13 protein-coding genes are annotated in these 16955 nt (G+C 56.6%); 6 read left to right on the forward strand and 7 right to left on the reverse strand.

Features of this window, described 5'->3' with window-relative positions; translation table 11 throughout:
* Positions 1-4 precede the first annotated feature (4 nt).
* The 4 genes from VN114_RS02500 to dapC all read right to left on the reverse strand — a co-directional run bounded on the left by VN114_RS02500 (position 5) and on the right by dapC (position 3657).
* Complete coding sequence (locus VN114_RS02500) at positions 5-358, reverse strand: ArsC family reductase (RefSeq protein ID WP_325511644.1); 354 nt, start codon at positions 356-358, stop codon at positions 5-7.
* A gap of 2 nt (positions 359-360) precedes the next feature.
* Positions 361-1488 carry a PilT/PilU family type 4a pilus ATPase gene (locus tag VN114_RS02505; RefSeq protein ID WP_325511646.1) on the reverse strand — a complete coding sequence of 376 codons (1128 nt, stop codon included), beginning with the start codon at positions 1486-1488 and terminating at the stop codon, positions 361-363.
* A 74-nt stretch (positions 1489-1562) separates the two neighbouring features.
* The gene (gene dapD / locus VN114_RS02510; protein WP_325511648.1) at positions 1563-2387 is read right to left on the reverse strand and encodes a 2,3,4,5-tetrahydropyridine-2,6-dicarboxylate N-succinyltransferase; all 825 of its coding nucleotides are present in this window, start codon (positions 2385-2387) and stop codon (positions 1563-1565) included.
* 64 nt (positions 2388-2451) lie between these two features.
* Complete coding sequence (gene dapC / locus VN114_RS02515) at positions 2452-3657, reverse strand: succinyldiaminopimelate transaminase (protein WP_325511650.1); 1206 nt, start codon at positions 3655-3657, stop codon at positions 2452-2454.
* A gap of 199 nt (positions 3658-3856) precedes the next feature.
* On the opposite strand from dapC, the gene smc reads away from it, so the two are divergent.
* The 5 genes from smc to def all read left to right on the forward strand — a co-directional run bounded on the left by smc (position 3857) and on the right by def (position 12385).
* Positions 3857-7387 carry a chromosome segregation protein SMC gene (gene smc / locus VN114_RS02520; RefSeq protein WP_325511652.1) on the forward strand — a complete coding sequence of 1177 codons (3531 nt, stop codon included), beginning with the start codon at positions 3857-3859 and terminating at the stop codon, positions 7385-7387.
* A gap of 369 nt (positions 7388-7756) precedes the next feature.
* The gene (locus VN114_RS02525; protein WP_325511654.1) at positions 7757-8869 is read left to right on the forward strand and encodes a cell division protein ZipA C-terminal FtsZ-binding domain-containing protein; all 1113 of its coding nucleotides are present in this window, start codon (positions 7757-7759) and stop codon (positions 8867-8869) included.
* A 2-nt stretch (positions 8870-8871) separates the two neighbouring features.
* Positions 8872-10980: an NAD-dependent DNA ligase LigA gene (gene ligA, locus VN114_RS02530; protein WP_325511656.1), complete on the forward strand. Its 2109-nt coding sequence runs from the start codon at positions 8872-8874 to the stop codon at positions 10978-10980.
* Complete coding sequence (gene galU, locus VN114_RS02535) at positions 10977-11852, forward strand: UTP--glucose-1-phosphate uridylyltransferase GalU (RefSeq protein ID WP_325511658.1); 876 nt, start codon at positions 10977-10979, stop codon at positions 11850-11852. The genes ligA and galU overlap by 4 nt, the downstream gene beginning before the upstream one ends.
* On the forward strand, positions 11849-12385 hold the full coding sequence (gene def / locus VN114_RS02540) for a peptide deformylase (protein WP_325511660.1): 537 nt from the start codon (positions 11849-11851) through the stop codon (positions 12383-12385). Before galU ends, def begins: the two co-directional genes overlap by 4 nt.
* A 22-nt stretch (positions 12386-12407) precedes the next feature.
* On the opposite strand, the gene VN114_RS02545 is transcribed toward def, so the two are convergent.
* The 3 genes from VN114_RS02545 to map all read right to left on the reverse strand — a co-directional run bounded on the left by VN114_RS02545 (position 12408) and on the right by map (position 16606).
* Entirely contained in the window at positions 12408-13154 is a 747-nt protein-coding gene (locus tag VN114_RS02545; protein WP_325511662.1) for a pseudouridine synthase, read from the reverse strand.
* A gap of 61 nt (positions 13155-13215) precedes the next feature.
* On the reverse strand, positions 13216-15768 hold the full coding sequence (locus VN114_RS02550) for a [protein-PII] uridylyltransferase (RefSeq protein WP_325511664.1): 2553 nt from the start codon (positions 15766-15768) through the stop codon (positions 13216-13218).
* A 4-nt stretch (positions 15769-15772) separates the two neighbouring features.
* On the reverse strand, positions 15773-16606 hold the full coding sequence (map, locus tag VN114_RS02555; RefSeq protein ID WP_325511666.1) for a type I methionyl aminopeptidase: 834 nt from the start codon (positions 16604-16606) through the stop codon (positions 15773-15775).
* A 266-nt stretch (positions 16607-16872) separates the two neighbouring features.
* Between map and VN114_RS02560 the strand changes: the two genes are divergently transcribed.
* Positions 16873-16955: 30S ribosomal protein S2 (locus tag VN114_RS02560; protein WP_325511668.1), on the forward strand; the 83-nt coding region annotated here is incomplete at its 3' end.

Consider the following 16955-nt stretch of genomic DNA (forward strand, 5'->3'; position numbering starts at 1 on the left):
AAAATCATTTCTTGAAAATTTGTTGGTAGGCGTCGGCGGTAAAACCGACGCTGGCTTTTCCTGCTCCCGACAAGACAGGACGCTTGATCACGGAAGGCGATTCCAGCATCAGCGCCATCGCGCTTTTGTCATCGTTGACGGCTGCTTTTTGTTCGTCGGTCAGATTGCGCCAGGTTGTGCCTTTGCGGTTGACCAGCACGTCCCAAGACACATCATGCAGCCAGCCTGCGATCAGTTCGCGCGTGATGCCGTTTTTCTTGAAATCGTGGAAGGTGTAGTCGATGCCATTTGCATCGAGCCAGGTACGCGCTTTCTTGACGGTGTCGCAGTTCGGTATGCCGTAGAGGGTGATGCCCATGATTACATTTTCAGTGTGAATTCGGTGAAATTGGCACCTTGCTCTTCCTGTGGCTCTTCCAGTTCAACCTTTTTCGCTGAATTGTTGAGCAGCCAGTACAGATTGCTGGCGGAATCGGCATACGCCATTGCTTCTTCCTGCGTGACGACACCATCCTTGATCAGGGTCAGCAATGCCTGTTCAAACGTTTGCGAACCGGCGGACATGCTGTTTTCGATCGCTTCCTTGATTTGCGAAATTTCGCCTTTTTCGATCAGTTCGGAAATATGCGGTGTATTCAACATGACTTCCACCGCTGCACGCCGACCGCCGCTGATCGATGGCAGCAGGCGTTGCGACACAATGCCACGCAATGTGGACGACAGATCGTTCAGCAGGGACTGGCGGGTTTCGAGCGGGAAGAAATTGATGATTCGGGTCAGCGCCTGATAGCTGTTGTTCGCGTGCAGCGTGGCGATGACCAAATGACCGGACTGCGCATAGGCAAGTGCGGCCGACATCGTGTCCTTGTCGCGGATTTCGCCGATCATGATGCAGTCGGGTGCCTGGCGCAGCGCATTCTTCAGTGCTATACGCAGATCGCCGGCATCATTGCCGATTTCGCGCTGATTGACGATGGAACGCTTGTTCTTGAACAGGAATTCGATCGGGTCTTCCAGCGTCAGGATGTGGCCGGTTTTCAGCGCATTGCGGTGATCGAGCATGGACGCGATCGTTGTCGATTTGCCGGAGCCGGTCGCACCGACAACCAGTAGCAGGCCGCGTTTTTCCATGACCAGATCGGCAAGTACAGGCGGTAGTTGCAAACCGTCCAGCGCCGGAATGTCGCCAGGAATGTAACGCAGCACGGCAGAGATGCTGCCGCGCTGGCGAAACGCCGACAGGCGGAAGCTGCCAATGCCGGCAACCGGGATGCCGATGTTGAGCTCGTTCTCGCGTTCGAGTTCTTCCAGCTTGGCGGCAGAAACCATTTCACCCAGCAGCGACATGATCGCGTTCTGATCGAGCTTCTGCTGATTGATCGGGACGAGCTGGCCGTCGATCTTGATATGGATCGGCGAATTGACTGCGATAAACAAGTCGGATGCTGCTTTTTCCTTCATCAGAAGAAATAACCGATCCATTGCCATGGCTGTCCCGTTCAGGTTGGTGGATGAATGTGTAGCGTGTTCCGTCCTGGTGGACGATAGAGGTTCCGTCCGGATCAGTCGCGCAGCAGTTCGTTGATTGCTGTTTTCGAACGCGTTTGCGCATCGACACGTTTGACGATGACCGCGCAGTACAGGCTGTATTTGCCGTCTGCGGAGGGCAGGTTGCCCGACACCACGACGGAACCGGCCGGAATGCGACCGTAGGTAACTTCGCCGGTCGCACGATCGTAAATCTTGGTCGACTGGCCGATGTACACGCCCATCGAGATGACCGAGTTTTCTTCGACGATCACGCCTTCGACGATCTCCGAACGCGCACCGATGAAGCAGTTGTCTTCGATGATGGTCGGGTTGGCTTGCATTGGCTCTAGAACACCGCCGATGCCGACGCCGCCGGACAGGTGAACGTTCTTGCCGATCTGTGCGCACGAACCGACTGTCGCCCATGCATCGACCATCGAGCCTTCATCGACGTAACCGCCGATGTTGACGAACGACGGCATCATGATGACGTTCTTGCCGATGAAGCTGCCATGACGCGCCACCGCAGGCGGCACCACGCGGAAGCCCCCTTTGGCGAAATCTTCTGCGGTGTAGTTGGCGAACTTGTTCGGTACTTTGTCGTAGAACTGCAGGTTGTCGCCGGCAGGCATGGCGACGTTGTCTTCCAGACGGAACGACAGCAGCACGGCTTTCTTTACCCATTGATTGACGACCCATGCGCCGCTGTCTTTTTGCGCAACGCGCAGCGTACCTTGATTCAGTTGATCGATGACATGGGCGACCGCATCACGGACTTCCGCAGGTGCACTTTTAGGGGAAAAGTCGGCGCGGTTTTCCCAGGCTTGATCGATGATTTTTTCGAGTTGTTGAGTCATGTCTTTGCTTTGTTGATTGAATAGAGAATGAATAAATGCGCCGCAATTGAAAAGGGAACGGAAATCAGGCAGCCAGTTTCCTGCAGAATTCGACAATGCGTTGCGCAGCTTCCAGGCATTCGTCCACTTCCGCAACCAGCGCCATGCGCACACGATTACGCCCCGGATTGATGCCATGCGCCTCGCGACCCAGATAACTGCCAGGCAGAACCGTCACATTATATTCGGCATACAGACGCTTCGCGAATTCGACATCGTCGATTGCCGCCAGTTTGTCGACCTTGGCCCACAGATAGAAGCCGGCGTCAGGCAAGGCGACATCGACGACTTCCTGCAATAGAGGCGTGACCTGGCTGAATTTGGCGATGTATTTCTGGCGATTTTCGATGACGTGTTGTTCATCGTTCCAAGCAGCGATCGACGCGCTTTGTACCGACGGGCTCATCGCACTGCCGTGATAGGTGCGGTACAGCAGGAATTTTTTCAGGATTTCCGCGTCGCCGGCGACGAAGCCGGAACGCATGCCCGGCACGTTCGAGCGTTTTGACAGGCTGGAGAAACCGATCAGCCGCGGATAACCTGTGCGGCCAAGCTTGTGTGCGGCTTCCAGCCCGCCGAGCGGTGCCCCGGATTTGAAATAAATTTCGGAATAGCATTCATCCGCAGCGATCACGAAGCCGTAACGATCCGACAACGCAAACAATTCCTTCCAGTCGTCCAGCGTCAGCACAGCGCCGGCAGGATTGCCCGGTGAGCAGACATAAACCAGTTGCACACGTGACCACGCCTCTGGCGTCACGCTGGAAAAATCGGGCGCAAAGTTGCGCGCCGGATCGCAATTGACGTAATACGGTTCCGCACCAGCCAGATAGGCAGCGCCTTCATAGATCTGGTACAGCGGATTCGGACACATCACCAGTGCGTTTTTGCTCGGGTCGACGACGGTCTGCGCCAGCGCAAACAACGCTTCGCGCGAACCGTTGACCGGCAATACTTGTGTCGCGATATCGAGTTTCGGCAAACCGTAACGGCGTTCCAGCCAGCCGGCGATGGTCGCGCGCAGCGCGTCGGTGCCGGCGGTGGTCGGATAGGTCGCCAGGCCGTCCAGATTATCGGCCAGTGCCTTCTGGATAAATGCAGGTGTCGGATGCTTGGGTTCACCGATGCCGAGACTGATCGCGCGGTAATTCGCGTTCGGCGTAACGCCGGCAAACAATTGCTTCAGTTTTTCAAACGGATACGGTTGCAGCTGATTCAGGAGTGGATTCACGGCAGAAGTGTGTGATGAATGCGTGGTTCAAAGTGGCAACATTATACCGCCGCTCCGGGTCAAGGCTGCAGGATGACTTAGGCAGGTTTCAAATGCTTGGAATCGTTGTCTGCAATGCTATGATTAGTCCCTTTTGCGGGCAGCGTTGCCGCATCAAGCCAACTGTTTTTGTCGCATATTCTTTGGAACGGTCGATAACGTGCGTTTAACTTCCATTAAATTATCGGGATTCAAGTCTTTCGTAGATCCGACGAATTTCCAGGTGCCAGGTCAACTTGTCGGTGTAGTCGGCCCTAACGGCTGCGGCAAGTCCAATATTATCGATGCGGTGCGCTGGGTCCTCGGCGAATCCAAGGCATCGGAATTGCGCGGCGAATCGATGCAGGACGTGATTTTCAACGGCACCACGCACCGCAAGCCGGCCGGCCGTTCGTCGGTGGAATTGGTATTCGACAATGGCGAAGGCAAGGCATCCGGCCAATGGGGGCAATACGCAGAGATTGCCGTCAAGCGCACGCTGACGCGCGACGGTACGTCGACGTATTACATCAATAATCAGGCGGTGCGCCGCCGCGATATTCAGGACATCTTCCTCGGCACCGGCCTCGGCCCGCGCGCTTACGCGATCATCGGGCAGGGCATGATTTCGCGCATCATCGAAGCGCGTCCGGAAGAGCTGCGTATTTTTCTGGAAGAGGCTGCGGGCGTATCGAAGTACAAGGAACGCCGCCGCGAAACGGAAAACCGCCTGCAGGACACGCGCGAAAACCTGCTGCGCGTCGAAGACATCCTGCGCGAACTGAATACCAATCTGGAAAAGCTGCAAGGCCAGGCTGCCGTTGCACAGAAATTTCACGAGCTGCAAGCCGATCAGGACGAAAAGCAGAAGCTGCTTTGGCTGCTGCGCAAGAACGAAGCGAAGACCGAGCAGGAAAAATTCTTCCGCGATATCGAAAAAGCGCAGATCGATCTGGAAGAGCAGACCGCCAAGTTGCGCCATGTCGAGACGGAACTCGAACACATGCGCCAGTCGCACTACGCCGCCGGCGATCGCATGCATCAGGCGCAAGGGCATCTGTACCAGACCAACTCCGAAATCGGCAGTCTGGAAGCGCAGATCAAGTTCGTCATCGAGTCGCGCAGCCGCCTGCAATCGCAACTGAATTCGCTGACCGCACAACGCGATCAATGGCAACGGCAGGGCACGCAGTATCAGGATGACCTGGTCGAAGCCGAGATGCATTTGGAAGAACAGGCAATGCGCGTCGAGCAGGCGCAGGAAATTGCGCAGCGCGAAAACGATCGCCTGCCGGCGCTGGAGCAGGCATGGCGCGAGTCGCAACTGAAAACCACCGAGTCGCGCGGGCGCATCATGCAGGCGCAACAGCAGATCGAACTCGAATCCGCGCATCAACGTAACGCTTCCAATATTCTGTCCGGCCTGACTGTCCGTCGCGAACGTCTGGCGCAGGAACAGCAAGGCTTGAATGCGCCGGACGCCACGCATCTGTCCAACCTGAAAATGCAGCTTGAAGAGAAGCAGGCGACGCTGGAAGAAGCCAGCGCGCGACTCGAAGAAGCGCAGGAACAGCAACCGAAGCTGGAAGAAGAACGTCGTGTTGCGCAGGAACTGGTCAATACCGAAACGGCGAACAACGCACAACTGGAAGCGCGTCTCGCCGCATTGAAGCAATTGCAGGAAAACGTGCAGACACAAGGCAAGGTTCAGCCATGGCTGCAGAAGCATGAGCTCGGCGAACTGCCACGCCTCTGGCAAAAACTGCATATCGATCAGGGTTGGGAAACCGCGCTGGAATCGGTGCTGCGCGAGCGTACGTCGGCACTGGAAATGTCCAATCTCGACTGGGCCAAGGCATTCTTCAACGACGCGCCGCCGGCCAAGCTGGCGTTATTCACACCGAACGCGACGTCGTCTGCCGATACGTCCGAAGCACCGGCCGGGCTGAAACCATTCATCAACCTGCTGCAACTGAATGATCCCGGCTTGCGCGCGTTGATGCAGGACTGGTTGCATAATATTTATGCAGCCGACGACGTAGCTGCGGCTTTTGTCGATCGCAACAAGCTGCCGAACGGCGCCTATTTCGTGACGAAACAAGGTCATGTCATCGGCAAATCGAGCGTGCGCTTCTATGCGTCCGATTCCGAACAGGATGGCATGCTGGCGCGCCAGCAGGAAATCGAAAACATCACCAAGCAATTACGCGCACAACACATGCTGGCCGACGAAGCGCGTTCGCGTTTTGTACGCTCCGAAGCGGCATTGACGCAAGCTACGCAACGTCTGCAGGAGATCCGCCAGCGCGTGAATACGCTGACGCAGGCGGTACATGGCTTGCAGATCGACGTGATGAAATTGTCCGAAGTGCAGGAGCGCTTCAACCAGCGCAGCACGCAGATCAGTGCCGATCTTGAGGAAATCGCCGCCCAGGAAGCTGAACAGCAGCAAATCAAGGCCGAATCGGAAGCCAAGTTCGAACAACTTGATGCCGAGCTGGCCGAACTGCAAGGCACGCATGAAGAGGGACAGACCGATTTCCTGGCAAAAGAGCAGCAGTTGAACGATGCGCGTCAACGCGTGCGCGAGCTGGAACGCGCCGCGCAGGAAGCGGAATTCAGCGAGAAGTCACAACGCAACAAGATCGAGGAACTGAAGCGCAGTATCGCGACCGCACTTGAGCAGGCCGCCCAATTGTTTGCCAACATGCAGCAGGGTTCGCTGGAACTTGAAAGCCTGGACGATCAGGCAGCGCAAGCCGGTTTGCAGACCTTGCTCGACAAACGCAGCGAACAGGAACGCGCGCTGGCCGACGCACGTCACGAACTCGACCAATTGACACAGCAATTGCGCACGCACGACGAATCGCGTTTGCAAGCCGAACGCAGCCTGCAACCGATTCGCGATCGCATCACCGAATTGCAATTGAAAGAACAGGCTGCGCGTCTGAATCAGGAGCAGTACGCCCAGCAACTGCTCGAAGCACAAGCCGACGAAGCTGCGCTGGCGGAAAAACTGAACGGCGATATTCGTCCATCCTATCTGCAAGGCGAGGTGACCCGTCTGACCAATGCAATTGCCGCATTGGGTGCGGTCAATCTTGCTGCGCTGGACGAACTGGCTACTGCATCGGAACGCAAGAACTTCCTCGATGCGCAGAACGCCGATCTGACCGAAGCGATCACGACACTGGAAGACGCCATCAGCAAGATCGACAAGGAAACACGCGATCTGTTGCAGGACACGTTCGACAAGGTCAACCATCACTTCGGCGAACTGTTCCCGATTCTGTTCGGTGGTGGTCAGGCCAAGTTGATGATGACCGGCGAAGAGATCCTCGATTCCGGCGTGCAGGTGATGGCGCAGCCGCCAGGCAAAAAAAACGCGACGATTCACCTGCTGTCGGGCGGGGAAAAGGCGCTGACGGCGACCGCACTGGTGTTCTCGATGTTCCAGTTGAACCCGGCCCCGTTCTGTCTGCTCGATGAGGTCGATGCACCGCTGGATGATGCGAACACCGAGCGTTTCTGCAACATGGTCAAGCGCATGTCGTCGCATACGCAATTCCTGTTCATCTCGCATAACAAGATCGCGATGGAAATGGCGCAGCAACTGATCGGCGTGACGATGCAGGAGCAGGGCGTGTCGCGTATCGTCGCGGTAGATATGGAATCGGCGGCGAGCTTCGCGTCGGAAGCGCAGATCGCCTGACGGAACAGAATTGAACCTGAGGAATGTTTCCTGATCGAATGGGACATTCCGGTACGAGAAATGTCTCGATTCGGTTGCCGGTTTCGGCGAGATAATCGGTACATTCCGAAGAGATTTTTTGAGCGGATCCTTGCAGGCACCGGCTTGACATGCCCGCTCGGCAACACTTACCCTAAGTGCGTTGGCACGCGGGCCGCCGCGCATCCGAAATCTTGATGCAGCCATTTCGATGGCGCACCTTTGGATCGCAAGTCCGTCGATATTGTGGATTTTTATGAATCGACCTGTTTCTCTTCATTTTTTACGCATTGCGCATCCTGCGGCGATGTCTTTCTCTTCGCATTCTTTTAGCAGAACGGTCGGTGCAGCATGACGGATCTCCAGACTAGTCTGATCGTGATCGGTGCCGTTATTGTTATCGGCGTCATCAGCTATAACAAATGGCAGGAATACAAGGCGAAGAAGAGCGTCGAACGCGCGTTTTCCTCTTCGCACGACGATGTTTTGATGGGCGTCAGCAACGTTGAGCAATCCCTTGGCGGTGAGAGACAGGAGCCGCAATTTTCACAGGCGGATTACGACACCGTTCAGCAGGAAGCCATTCAACAGGATGTGCTTGCCGACACGTCGGCAGATGTGTCGCTGGACGCCGCGGCACCGGTGGCATTCGCCCCGATTGCCGAAGAGCGGGAATTACCGGTCGACTATCTGATTGACTGCACGATTCCACTCGTATTGAATGCGCCGTTGCGTGGCGAAAAGGTTCTGGCGGCGATCCAGTCATTGCGACACGTCGGCGGCAAGTCCGTGCATTTCATCGGGCAGCACGTCGATGGCGGATGGGAAGTCATTACCGCCGGCGGCGCCTACAAGGCGTTGACGGCCGGTGTGCAACTCGCGAATCGCAGCAGCGCGTTGAACGAACTGGAATACTCGGAATTCGTGATGCGCCTGCGCCAGATCGCCGACGATTTCGACGCCGATCCCGATGTGCCGGACATGACGGAGGTCATGGCGAATGCGCGCTCGCTGCATCATTTTGTCAATGAATATGACGCCAAACTGAGTGTGAATGTGCAGTCGAATGGCGCACCGTGGTCGGTGACGACCTTGCTCGCCGCACTGGAACGACAAGGTTTCGATGTACGTCCGGAAGGCCGACTGGTCATGCCGGATGGCGATGGCGGTGTGCTGTTCTCGCTGTCGACCAATGTGACGCTGGCGGAAGAAACTACCAATCGTCTGACGCTGCTTCTGGATGTGCCGGTTGTCTCGCCTGCTCGCGACGGCTTCGGCGCGATGATCGCTTGCGCGCGCTCGCTTTCTTCGCGTCTTGACGGCACCGTCGTGGATGACGGCAGTCAGCCGTTGGCCGATGCGGCGCTGAGTGAGATTTCCGGCCAGCTCGAGGCGTTCTATGCCGACATGGAAGCGGCCGACATTCCGGCCGGCTCGACACGGGCGCTGCGTCTGTTCAATTGATCATGCAATCCGACCTGTTTGAAGCGTCGGTCAAGGATGCTCGTGCTGCCGGCGCGGCAAAGGCGGGCAAAGAGCCGGATGCGAGCGATCCGGCCGCGCGTGCCGCCTGGTTGCGCGGCGAGTTGAATCGTCATAATCACGCCTATCACGTCCTCGACAATCCGACGATTCCCGATGCCGAATACGACAAGCTGTTTGTCGAGTTGCAGGCAATCGAGGTAACTCATCCCGATCTGATCGTTCATGATTCTCCGACGCAGCGTGTCGGTGCACTCGCACTGACGGCTTTCCCGGCGGTCACGCATTCGGTACCGATGCTGTCTCTCGGCAACGGTTTTTCGGACGAAGACATCATCGCTTTCGACCGTCGCGTCAGCGAAGGCCTGGGATTGCGCAAGGACGAAAAAGCGGATGAACAGGTCGAATACGCCACCGAGTTGAAGTTCGACGGTTTGGCGATCAATCTTCGTTATGAAAAAGGTTTGCTGGTGCAAGCTGCCACGCGCGGCGATGGTGCAACTGGCGAAAACGTCACGGCCAATATCCGCACGGTGCGCGCGATTCCATTGCGACTGCATACCGACAATCCACCCGATGTGATCGACATCCGTGGCGAAGTGATGATGTACAAGGCCGATCTGGCCAAGTTGAACGCGAAGCAGCGCGATGCCGGTGCGAAGGAATTCGCCAATCCGCGCAATGCCGCTGCCGGCAGCTTGCGACAACTCGATTCCCGCATTACGGCGCAGCGTACGCTGCGATTCTTTGCCTATGGCATCGGATTGCTGGAAGGCGCAGAAATGCCGTCATCGCACTCCGCCCTGCTGGACTGGTACGCCGAACTGGGCGTGCCGGTTTGTACGGAGCGCGCCGTTGTTCGTGGTGCGCAAGGCTTGCTGGATTTTTACAAAGGTATTGGTGAGAAACGCGCAAAGCTGCCGTACGAAATCGATGGGGTTGTCTACAAGGTCAATCGCGCCGATCAACAGCGACAGCTGGGATTCGTTTCGCGTGCCCCACGTTTTGCGATTGCACACAAATTCCCGGCGGAAGAGGCGTTGACGACCGTGCAGGATATCGAAGTCCAGGTCGGACGTACCGGCGCGATCACGCCCGTTGCGCGTCTGGTGCCGGTCTCGGTCGGCGGCGTAACCGTGACGAATGCGACCTTGCACAACGAGGATGAAGTGCGACGCAAGGATATTCGTATCGGCGATACCGTGATCGTGCGACGCGCCGGTGACGTGATTCCTGAAGTCCTGTCGCATGTCGCCGAACGTCGTCCTACCGACGCACGGGAATTCGTGATGCCGGCAGTTTGTCCTGTCTGCGGCTCGCCGGTCGTACGCCTGGAAGACGAGGCGATCGCACGCTGTTCCGGCGGCTGGGTGAAATGCGCGGCGCAACGCAAGGGCGGGTTATTGCATTTTGTCTCGCGTCGCGCGATGGACATCGAAGGTCTCGGCGATCAGCTTGTCGACCAACTGGTCGACAAGCACATCATCACGACAGCGGCTGATTTGTACAAGATCGGTTTCCGTGCGCTGGCCGAGCTCGATCGCATGGCGGACAAGTCTGCGCAGAATGTCCTTGCCGCACTGGAAAAATCGAAATCGACGACGTTTGCGCGCTTCATCTATGCGCTCGGAATTCGTCATGTGGGCGAAGCGACGGCAAAAGAACTGGCCCGTCATTTCGGCAATCTGGACGCGCTGTTGCAGGCATCCGAAGAACAACTGCTCGAAGTTGCTGACATCGGACCTGTGGTGGCAGGATCGATCCGGAGTTTTCTGGATGATCCGATGAATGTCGAATTGATCGAGCAATTACGCGCGGCGGGCGTCAGCTGGCCGGAACATGTCGTCGAACAACGGCCGAAACCGTTTGCCGGCAAGACGTTCGTGCTGACGGGTACACTGCCGACACTGACACGCGACGAAGCGGCTGAGAAAATCGAGGCGGCAGGCGGCAAAGTGGCCAGTTCCGTATCGAAAAAAACGCATTATGTGGTGGCGGGTGCCGAAGCCGGCAGCAAACTTGCGAAGGCTGAGGAACTTGGCGTGCCGATTCTGGACGAAGCAGCATTACTTCAATTATTGGATAACGAATGATCAAGATTAGAAAAGCAGTATTCCCTGTGGCCGGACTTGGCAGCCGTTTTCTGCCGGCGACCAAGGCGCAACCGAAGGAAATGCTGCCCATCGTGGACAAGCCGCTGATCCAGTACGCTGTGGAAGAAGCCGTGGCGGCAGGTATCACCGAGATGGTTTTCATCACCGGTCGCAACAAGCGTGCGATCGAGGATCACTTTGACAAGGCGTATGAGCTGGAAACGGAACTGGAAGCAGCAGGCAAGGCGGCATTGCTGGATCTGGTGCGCAACGTGATTCCGAAAAACGTGAACTGCATCTACATCCGCCAGCCGGCACCGCTCGGCCTCGGTCATGCTGTGTTGTGCGCGAGACCGGTGGTCGGCAACGAGCCGTTTGCGGTATTGCTGGCCGACGATTTCATGGATACCGATGCAGGCACGAAACCGGTGCTGGCCCAGATGACCGATATCTTCAGCCGCGAAGGCAGCAGCATTCTTGCGGTACAGGATGTCCCGCGCAGCAATACCCGACAATACGGCGTCGTCAGTGCGACGCCGTACAAGGACAAGCTGGAAGAAGTGAATGGCATCGTCGAAAAACCGCAGCCTGAAGTCGCGCCGTCAACATTGGCGGTGGTCGGACGTTATGTATTGACGGGCCGGATTTTCGACTATCTTGAAAATATCGGCCAGGGTGCCGGTGGCGAAATCCAGTTGACCGACGGCATCGCCGCATTGATGCGCGATCAAAAGGTTCTGGCCTATCGTTATGACGGCCAGCGTTATGACTGCGGTTCCAAGCTCGGTTATCTGAAAGCGACCGTCGCAATGGGACTCAAGCATGCCGAAACGGGTGAAGGGCTTGCTGAATTTCTGAAGACGATGAAATGACCGTAAGAGAAATCCTGAAGATGGGCGATCCGCGTTTGTTGCGCATCGCCGAGCCGGTGAAGGAATTCAATACGCCGGAACTGAACGCGCTGATTGCCGACATGTTCGATACGATGCACGCGGCAAACGGCGCGGGTCTGGCCGCGCCGCAGATCGGCGTCAATCTGCGCGTGGTGATCTACGGCTTCAAGCAGAATACGCGTTATCCGGATGCGCCAGCCGTGCCGGAAACGGTACTCATCAATCCGACCTTGCGGCCGTTATCTGCCGAGCGTGAAGAAGGTTGGGAAGGTTGCCTGTCTGTGCCAGGCATGCGTGGTGTGGTGCCGCGTCTCAGTGAACTGCATTACGAAGGATTCGACCAGTTCGGGAACCCGATCAGTCGCGATGCCGATGGCTTTCATGCGCGCGTGGTACAGCATGAATGTGATCATCTGGACGGGATTCTGTATCCGATGCGGATCGAGGATTTTTCGAAATTCGGTTTTACCGAAATCCTTTTCCCGGAACTTGATCCGAACGACGACGATTGACGTGGCCATTCGGTGAAGATGTTCAGAACTGTTCGTCTTCCCGCAAATAACGCCACTGACCGACTGGCAGATCGCCAAGTTTGACGCGGCCGATGCGCACGCGTTTCAATCCCACCACTTTCAATCCGACGATGTCGCACATGCGGCGGATCTGGCGTTTTTTCCCCTCTCGCAGGACGAAGCTCAATTGATCTTCATTTTGCCATTTCACTTGTGCCGGCAGCAGTTTTTTGCCGTCCAGTATCAGGCCGTGATTGAGGCGTTTGAGTTCGGACTCCGGCAATTTCCCGGGCTTTGTGTATTGCACGCGTACCAGATATTCCTTCTCGACAGTCGTCGTTTCGCCAATGAGATGCTTGGCAATGCGGCCGTCCTGCGTCAGCACCAACAGACCGACGGAGTCGATGTCGAGCCGTCCGGCCGGCACCAGACTGCGCAATTGCGTTGGATGGAATTGTGTCGGTGCCTTGTCTTCGCTCCAGCGGGTTTCTGCCTTGACCAGCGTCACGGCTGGTTTGTAGCCATCTTCTGCCTGACCGCTGACGTACCCCATCGGCTTGTTGATCAGGATGGTCACGCGCTTCGATTGCTCGGCGGCGGCCTGGCGTTCGACTGTCACTTTTTGTGTCGGCAGGATCTTGGTGCCGAGTTCGGAGACCACCTTGCCGTCGACACGTACCCAGCCGCGCGCAATCCATTCATCGGCTTCGCGGCGCGAGCACAGGCCGAGTTCTGACATGCGTTTGGAAAGACGGAGCGGTTCGGTCATGGCGATACTAATAAGAAAATGCCTGCCGCAATAAACAGCAGGCGAATTGTTCAACGAATTGTTATATGCGAAGTGCGTCGAGCAGATCGCTTTCCAGCTGGATCTGGCTGCGTGGATTGTTCAGAACGGGGCCGTCCACGAGAAATACGTCCTCCACGCGTTCGCCCAGCGTCATGACTTTTGCGGTATGCAGATTGACCTTGTATTTCGCGAGCACGTTCGCGATTGAATAAAGCAGGCCGTTGCGATCATTGGCAGAAACCGTCAGCAGGTAATACTGACCACGTTCATCCGGGCGCAGATCGACGGTCGGCGTGGCCGGGAAGGTGCGGCACAGGCGCGACAGTCGTCCCTTGCTTGGCGATGGCAGATCGATTTGCGTCGTCAGGATTTCAGTCAGCTCATGCTCGATCAGGCTGATCAGGTCGCGATAGTTATCGGCAAATGCCGGCTCGGTAATCAGGAAGGTGTCGAGTGCATAGCCGTGCTTGGTCGTGTGAATCTTGGCATCGAGAATGCTGAAATTCTTGCGATCGAAATAACTGCAGATGCGCGCAAACAGGTCGGACTTGTCCTTGACGTAGACCGCGACCTGCAAACCTTCGCCGATCGGCGATAGCCGGCATTTGACGACCGGTACCGGACTGTCGATCTTGTCGTACAGTGCACGCGTTTGCCATGCAATATCAGCGGCGTCGTGACGTAGAAAATAAACGACGTCCAGCTGTGCCCACAGCTTCTTGTGCGCATCTTCGGGCAGGGCGAACAGACGCAGATTCTTCAGTGCTTCTTCCTGACGGTTTTTCAGTTCGCGTTCGGCTGATGGCGCTTCGCCGCCGAAGACGCGTAACGTCATGTTGTACAGATCTTCGAGCAGCTTGCCTTTCCACGCATTCCAGACTTTCGGACTGGTGCCGCGGATATCGGCAACGGTCAGCAGATAAAGCGCAGTCAAATGGCGCTCGTCCTTCACGACCCTGGCGAAATTCGCAATGACGTCAGGATCGGACAAATCCTGCTTCTGTGCGACCTGTGACATTGTCAGATGATTCTCTACGAGGAAGACCACCAGTTCGGTTTCTTCTTCCATCAATCCATGATCGACGCAAAAATCGCGGGCGTCCTGCATGCCGAGTTGCGAATGATCGCCACCGCGCCCCTTGGCAATGTCATGGAACAATGCGGCGATATACAGCAGCCACGGCTTGTTGAAGTTGGCGGCGAGCTGACTGCAGAACGGATATTCATGCGCATGTTCGCTGAGCATAAAGCGTCGCACATTGCGCACCACCATCATGATGTGCTGGTCGACCGTGTAGACGTGAAACAGGTCATGCTGCATCTGGCCGACGATGCGACGGAAGTTCGGCAGATAGCGTCCGAGAATACTGGTCTGGTTCATGCGACGTAGCGCATGCGTGATGCCTTGCGGCGCCTGCAGGATTTTCAGGAACAGTGCGCGGTTGGCCGGGTCGCTGCGGAAGTGATTGTCGATGTTGAAGCGCGAGTGCCACAGTGCGCGCAGTGTACGTGCGGTCATGCCTTTCAGTTCCACATGCAGCGACAGCAGCAGGAAAACTTCGAGCATCGCCGATGGTGTGGTGTCGAACGTATCGTCACTGGCAATATCGATGAAGCCGTTGACTTCATTGAAACGTGCATTGATTGCAACTGGCGACGTCATCTGTGGGAACAGCTGCGCTTCGATATTCTGCAGCAGGATGGCGTTGAGCTGCGTGATGGCTTTGGCTGCGCGGTAGTAGCGCTGCATCAGATATTCGCTGGCGCGTCGCGTGGGTGAATTCTTGAAGCCGACGGACTCGGCGATTGCGGTCTGGATGTCGAAGACGAGCCGGTCTTCATGTCGATTGGCGATGATATGCAGACGGATGCGGATATCCTTGACCGCGTTTTCGTTCTGCTTCAACTGACGCGCTTCGGTATCGGTAATCAGGCCGTGTTCGGCCAGTTCGCGCCACGAATTGCCGAGACCGGCCGCCTTGGCGACCCACAGAATGACCTGCAGATCACGCAAACCACCGGGACTTTCCTTGCAGTTCGGTTCCAGGCTGTATGGGGTGTCTTCGTACTTGGCGTGGCGCTGGCGCAGCTCCAGCGTCTTTGCCTGGAAAAACGCCTGCGGATCCATGGCAGCATCGCAGCGTTCCTTCAGCAACTGGAACTGGATTGCATTGCCGGTGATTAAACGTGCTTCCAGCAGGCTGGTTTGCACTGTGATATCGGCGGCGGCTTCGGACATGCACTCTTCAATGGTACGAATGCTGTGACCGATTTCCAGGCCGATGTCCCAGAACAGTTGCACCAGTTCTTCGAGCCTTGCCTGTAGCGCTTCGTCCGGCGTGTCGTGCAGCAGGATCAATACATCAACGTCGGAGTGCGGGAAAAGTTCGCCGCGGCCGTAACCGCCAACGGCGATCAGGGCTGCACTTTGCGGCAATTCAAATGTCGTCCATGCCTTGGTCAACGCGGCATCGACATTGTCCTTGAGCTGGACCAGTAAGTGTTCCGCCTTGCCATGCGCCAGAAAATCGTCAATGGCGATTTTTCGTTCGGCTTTGAGTTGTTCCTTCAGGGCGACGGCAAGAGACGGCATACGGTCAGGCGTTGGCTGGTTGTGGTGCTGTGCTGGCTGCGATGAAGGCGGGAGGCGGCGGGCTGCCTGCCGACAATGTCAGTACTTCATAGCCGGTTTCCGTCACCAGCACGGTATGTTCCCACTGGGCGGACAGACTGCGATCCTTGGTCTTGATGGTCCAGCCATCACCCATTTCGCGAATCTCGCGCCGGCCGGCATTGATCATCGGCTCCACCGTGAAGATCATGCCGGGCGCGAGTTTTTCCAGCGTTCCCGGACGGCCGTAATGGAGCACCTGAGGTTCTTCGTGGAAGATCTTGCCGATGCCGTGACCGCAAAATTCGCGCACGACGCTGTAGCCGGCTTTTTCCGCATGTTGCTGGATCACGAAACCGATATCGCCCAGATGCGCACCCGGTTTGATTTTCGAAATACCAAGCCACATGCATTCATAGGTGATGTCGGTAAGACGTTTGGCCAGGATGGACGGCTCGCCGATGAAGAACATGCGGCTCGTGTCGCCGTGATATCCATCCTTGATGACGGTGACGTCGATATTGAGTACGTCGCCGTTCTTCAGCACCTTGTCGCCAGGAATGCCGTGACAGATCACGTCGTTGAGCGAGGTGCAAACTGACTTGGGATAGGGCGTGTAGCCTGGCGGGCAATAATTCAGCGGGGCAGGAATAGTGCCTTGCACATTTGTCATGTATTCGTGACACAGGCGATCGAGTTCACCCGTGGTGACGCCAGCCTTGACGAACGGCGTGATGTAATCGAGAACTTCGGAACCGAGGCGGCCCGCAACGCGCATGCCGGCGATGTCTTCGGCGGATTTGATGGAAATATTGCCCATAGGAAGCTATAAATTGCTGAACTGGCAGCATGAATGGATCGAGATGACAGATTATAGACGAGCGGACACATATTCGCCCACTCCAGTGACTGCAGACTTGAAACAGGACACAAATTCGGGTTAGAATCACGGGCTTGCCTGGATTGGCTTTCAGGCAAACTTTTTGTAAATCGCGAATCCGCTCGAAAAGGGTGCCCGAACCGACGCCGCAGTCCGGCAGGAACAGGTGACCGAACGGATTCCAGACCCTAACCCTGGAGAAATTCATGTCTGTAACAATGCGCGAAATGCTGGAAGCCGGTATCCACTTCGGACACCAAACCCGCTTCTGGAACCCAAAGATGGCCCC

This window comes from Oxalicibacterium sp. (assembly GCF_035565035.1).
Taxonomy (GTDB): domain Bacteria; phylum Pseudomonadota; class Gammaproteobacteria; order Burkholderiales; family Burkholderiaceae_D; genus Oxalicibacterium.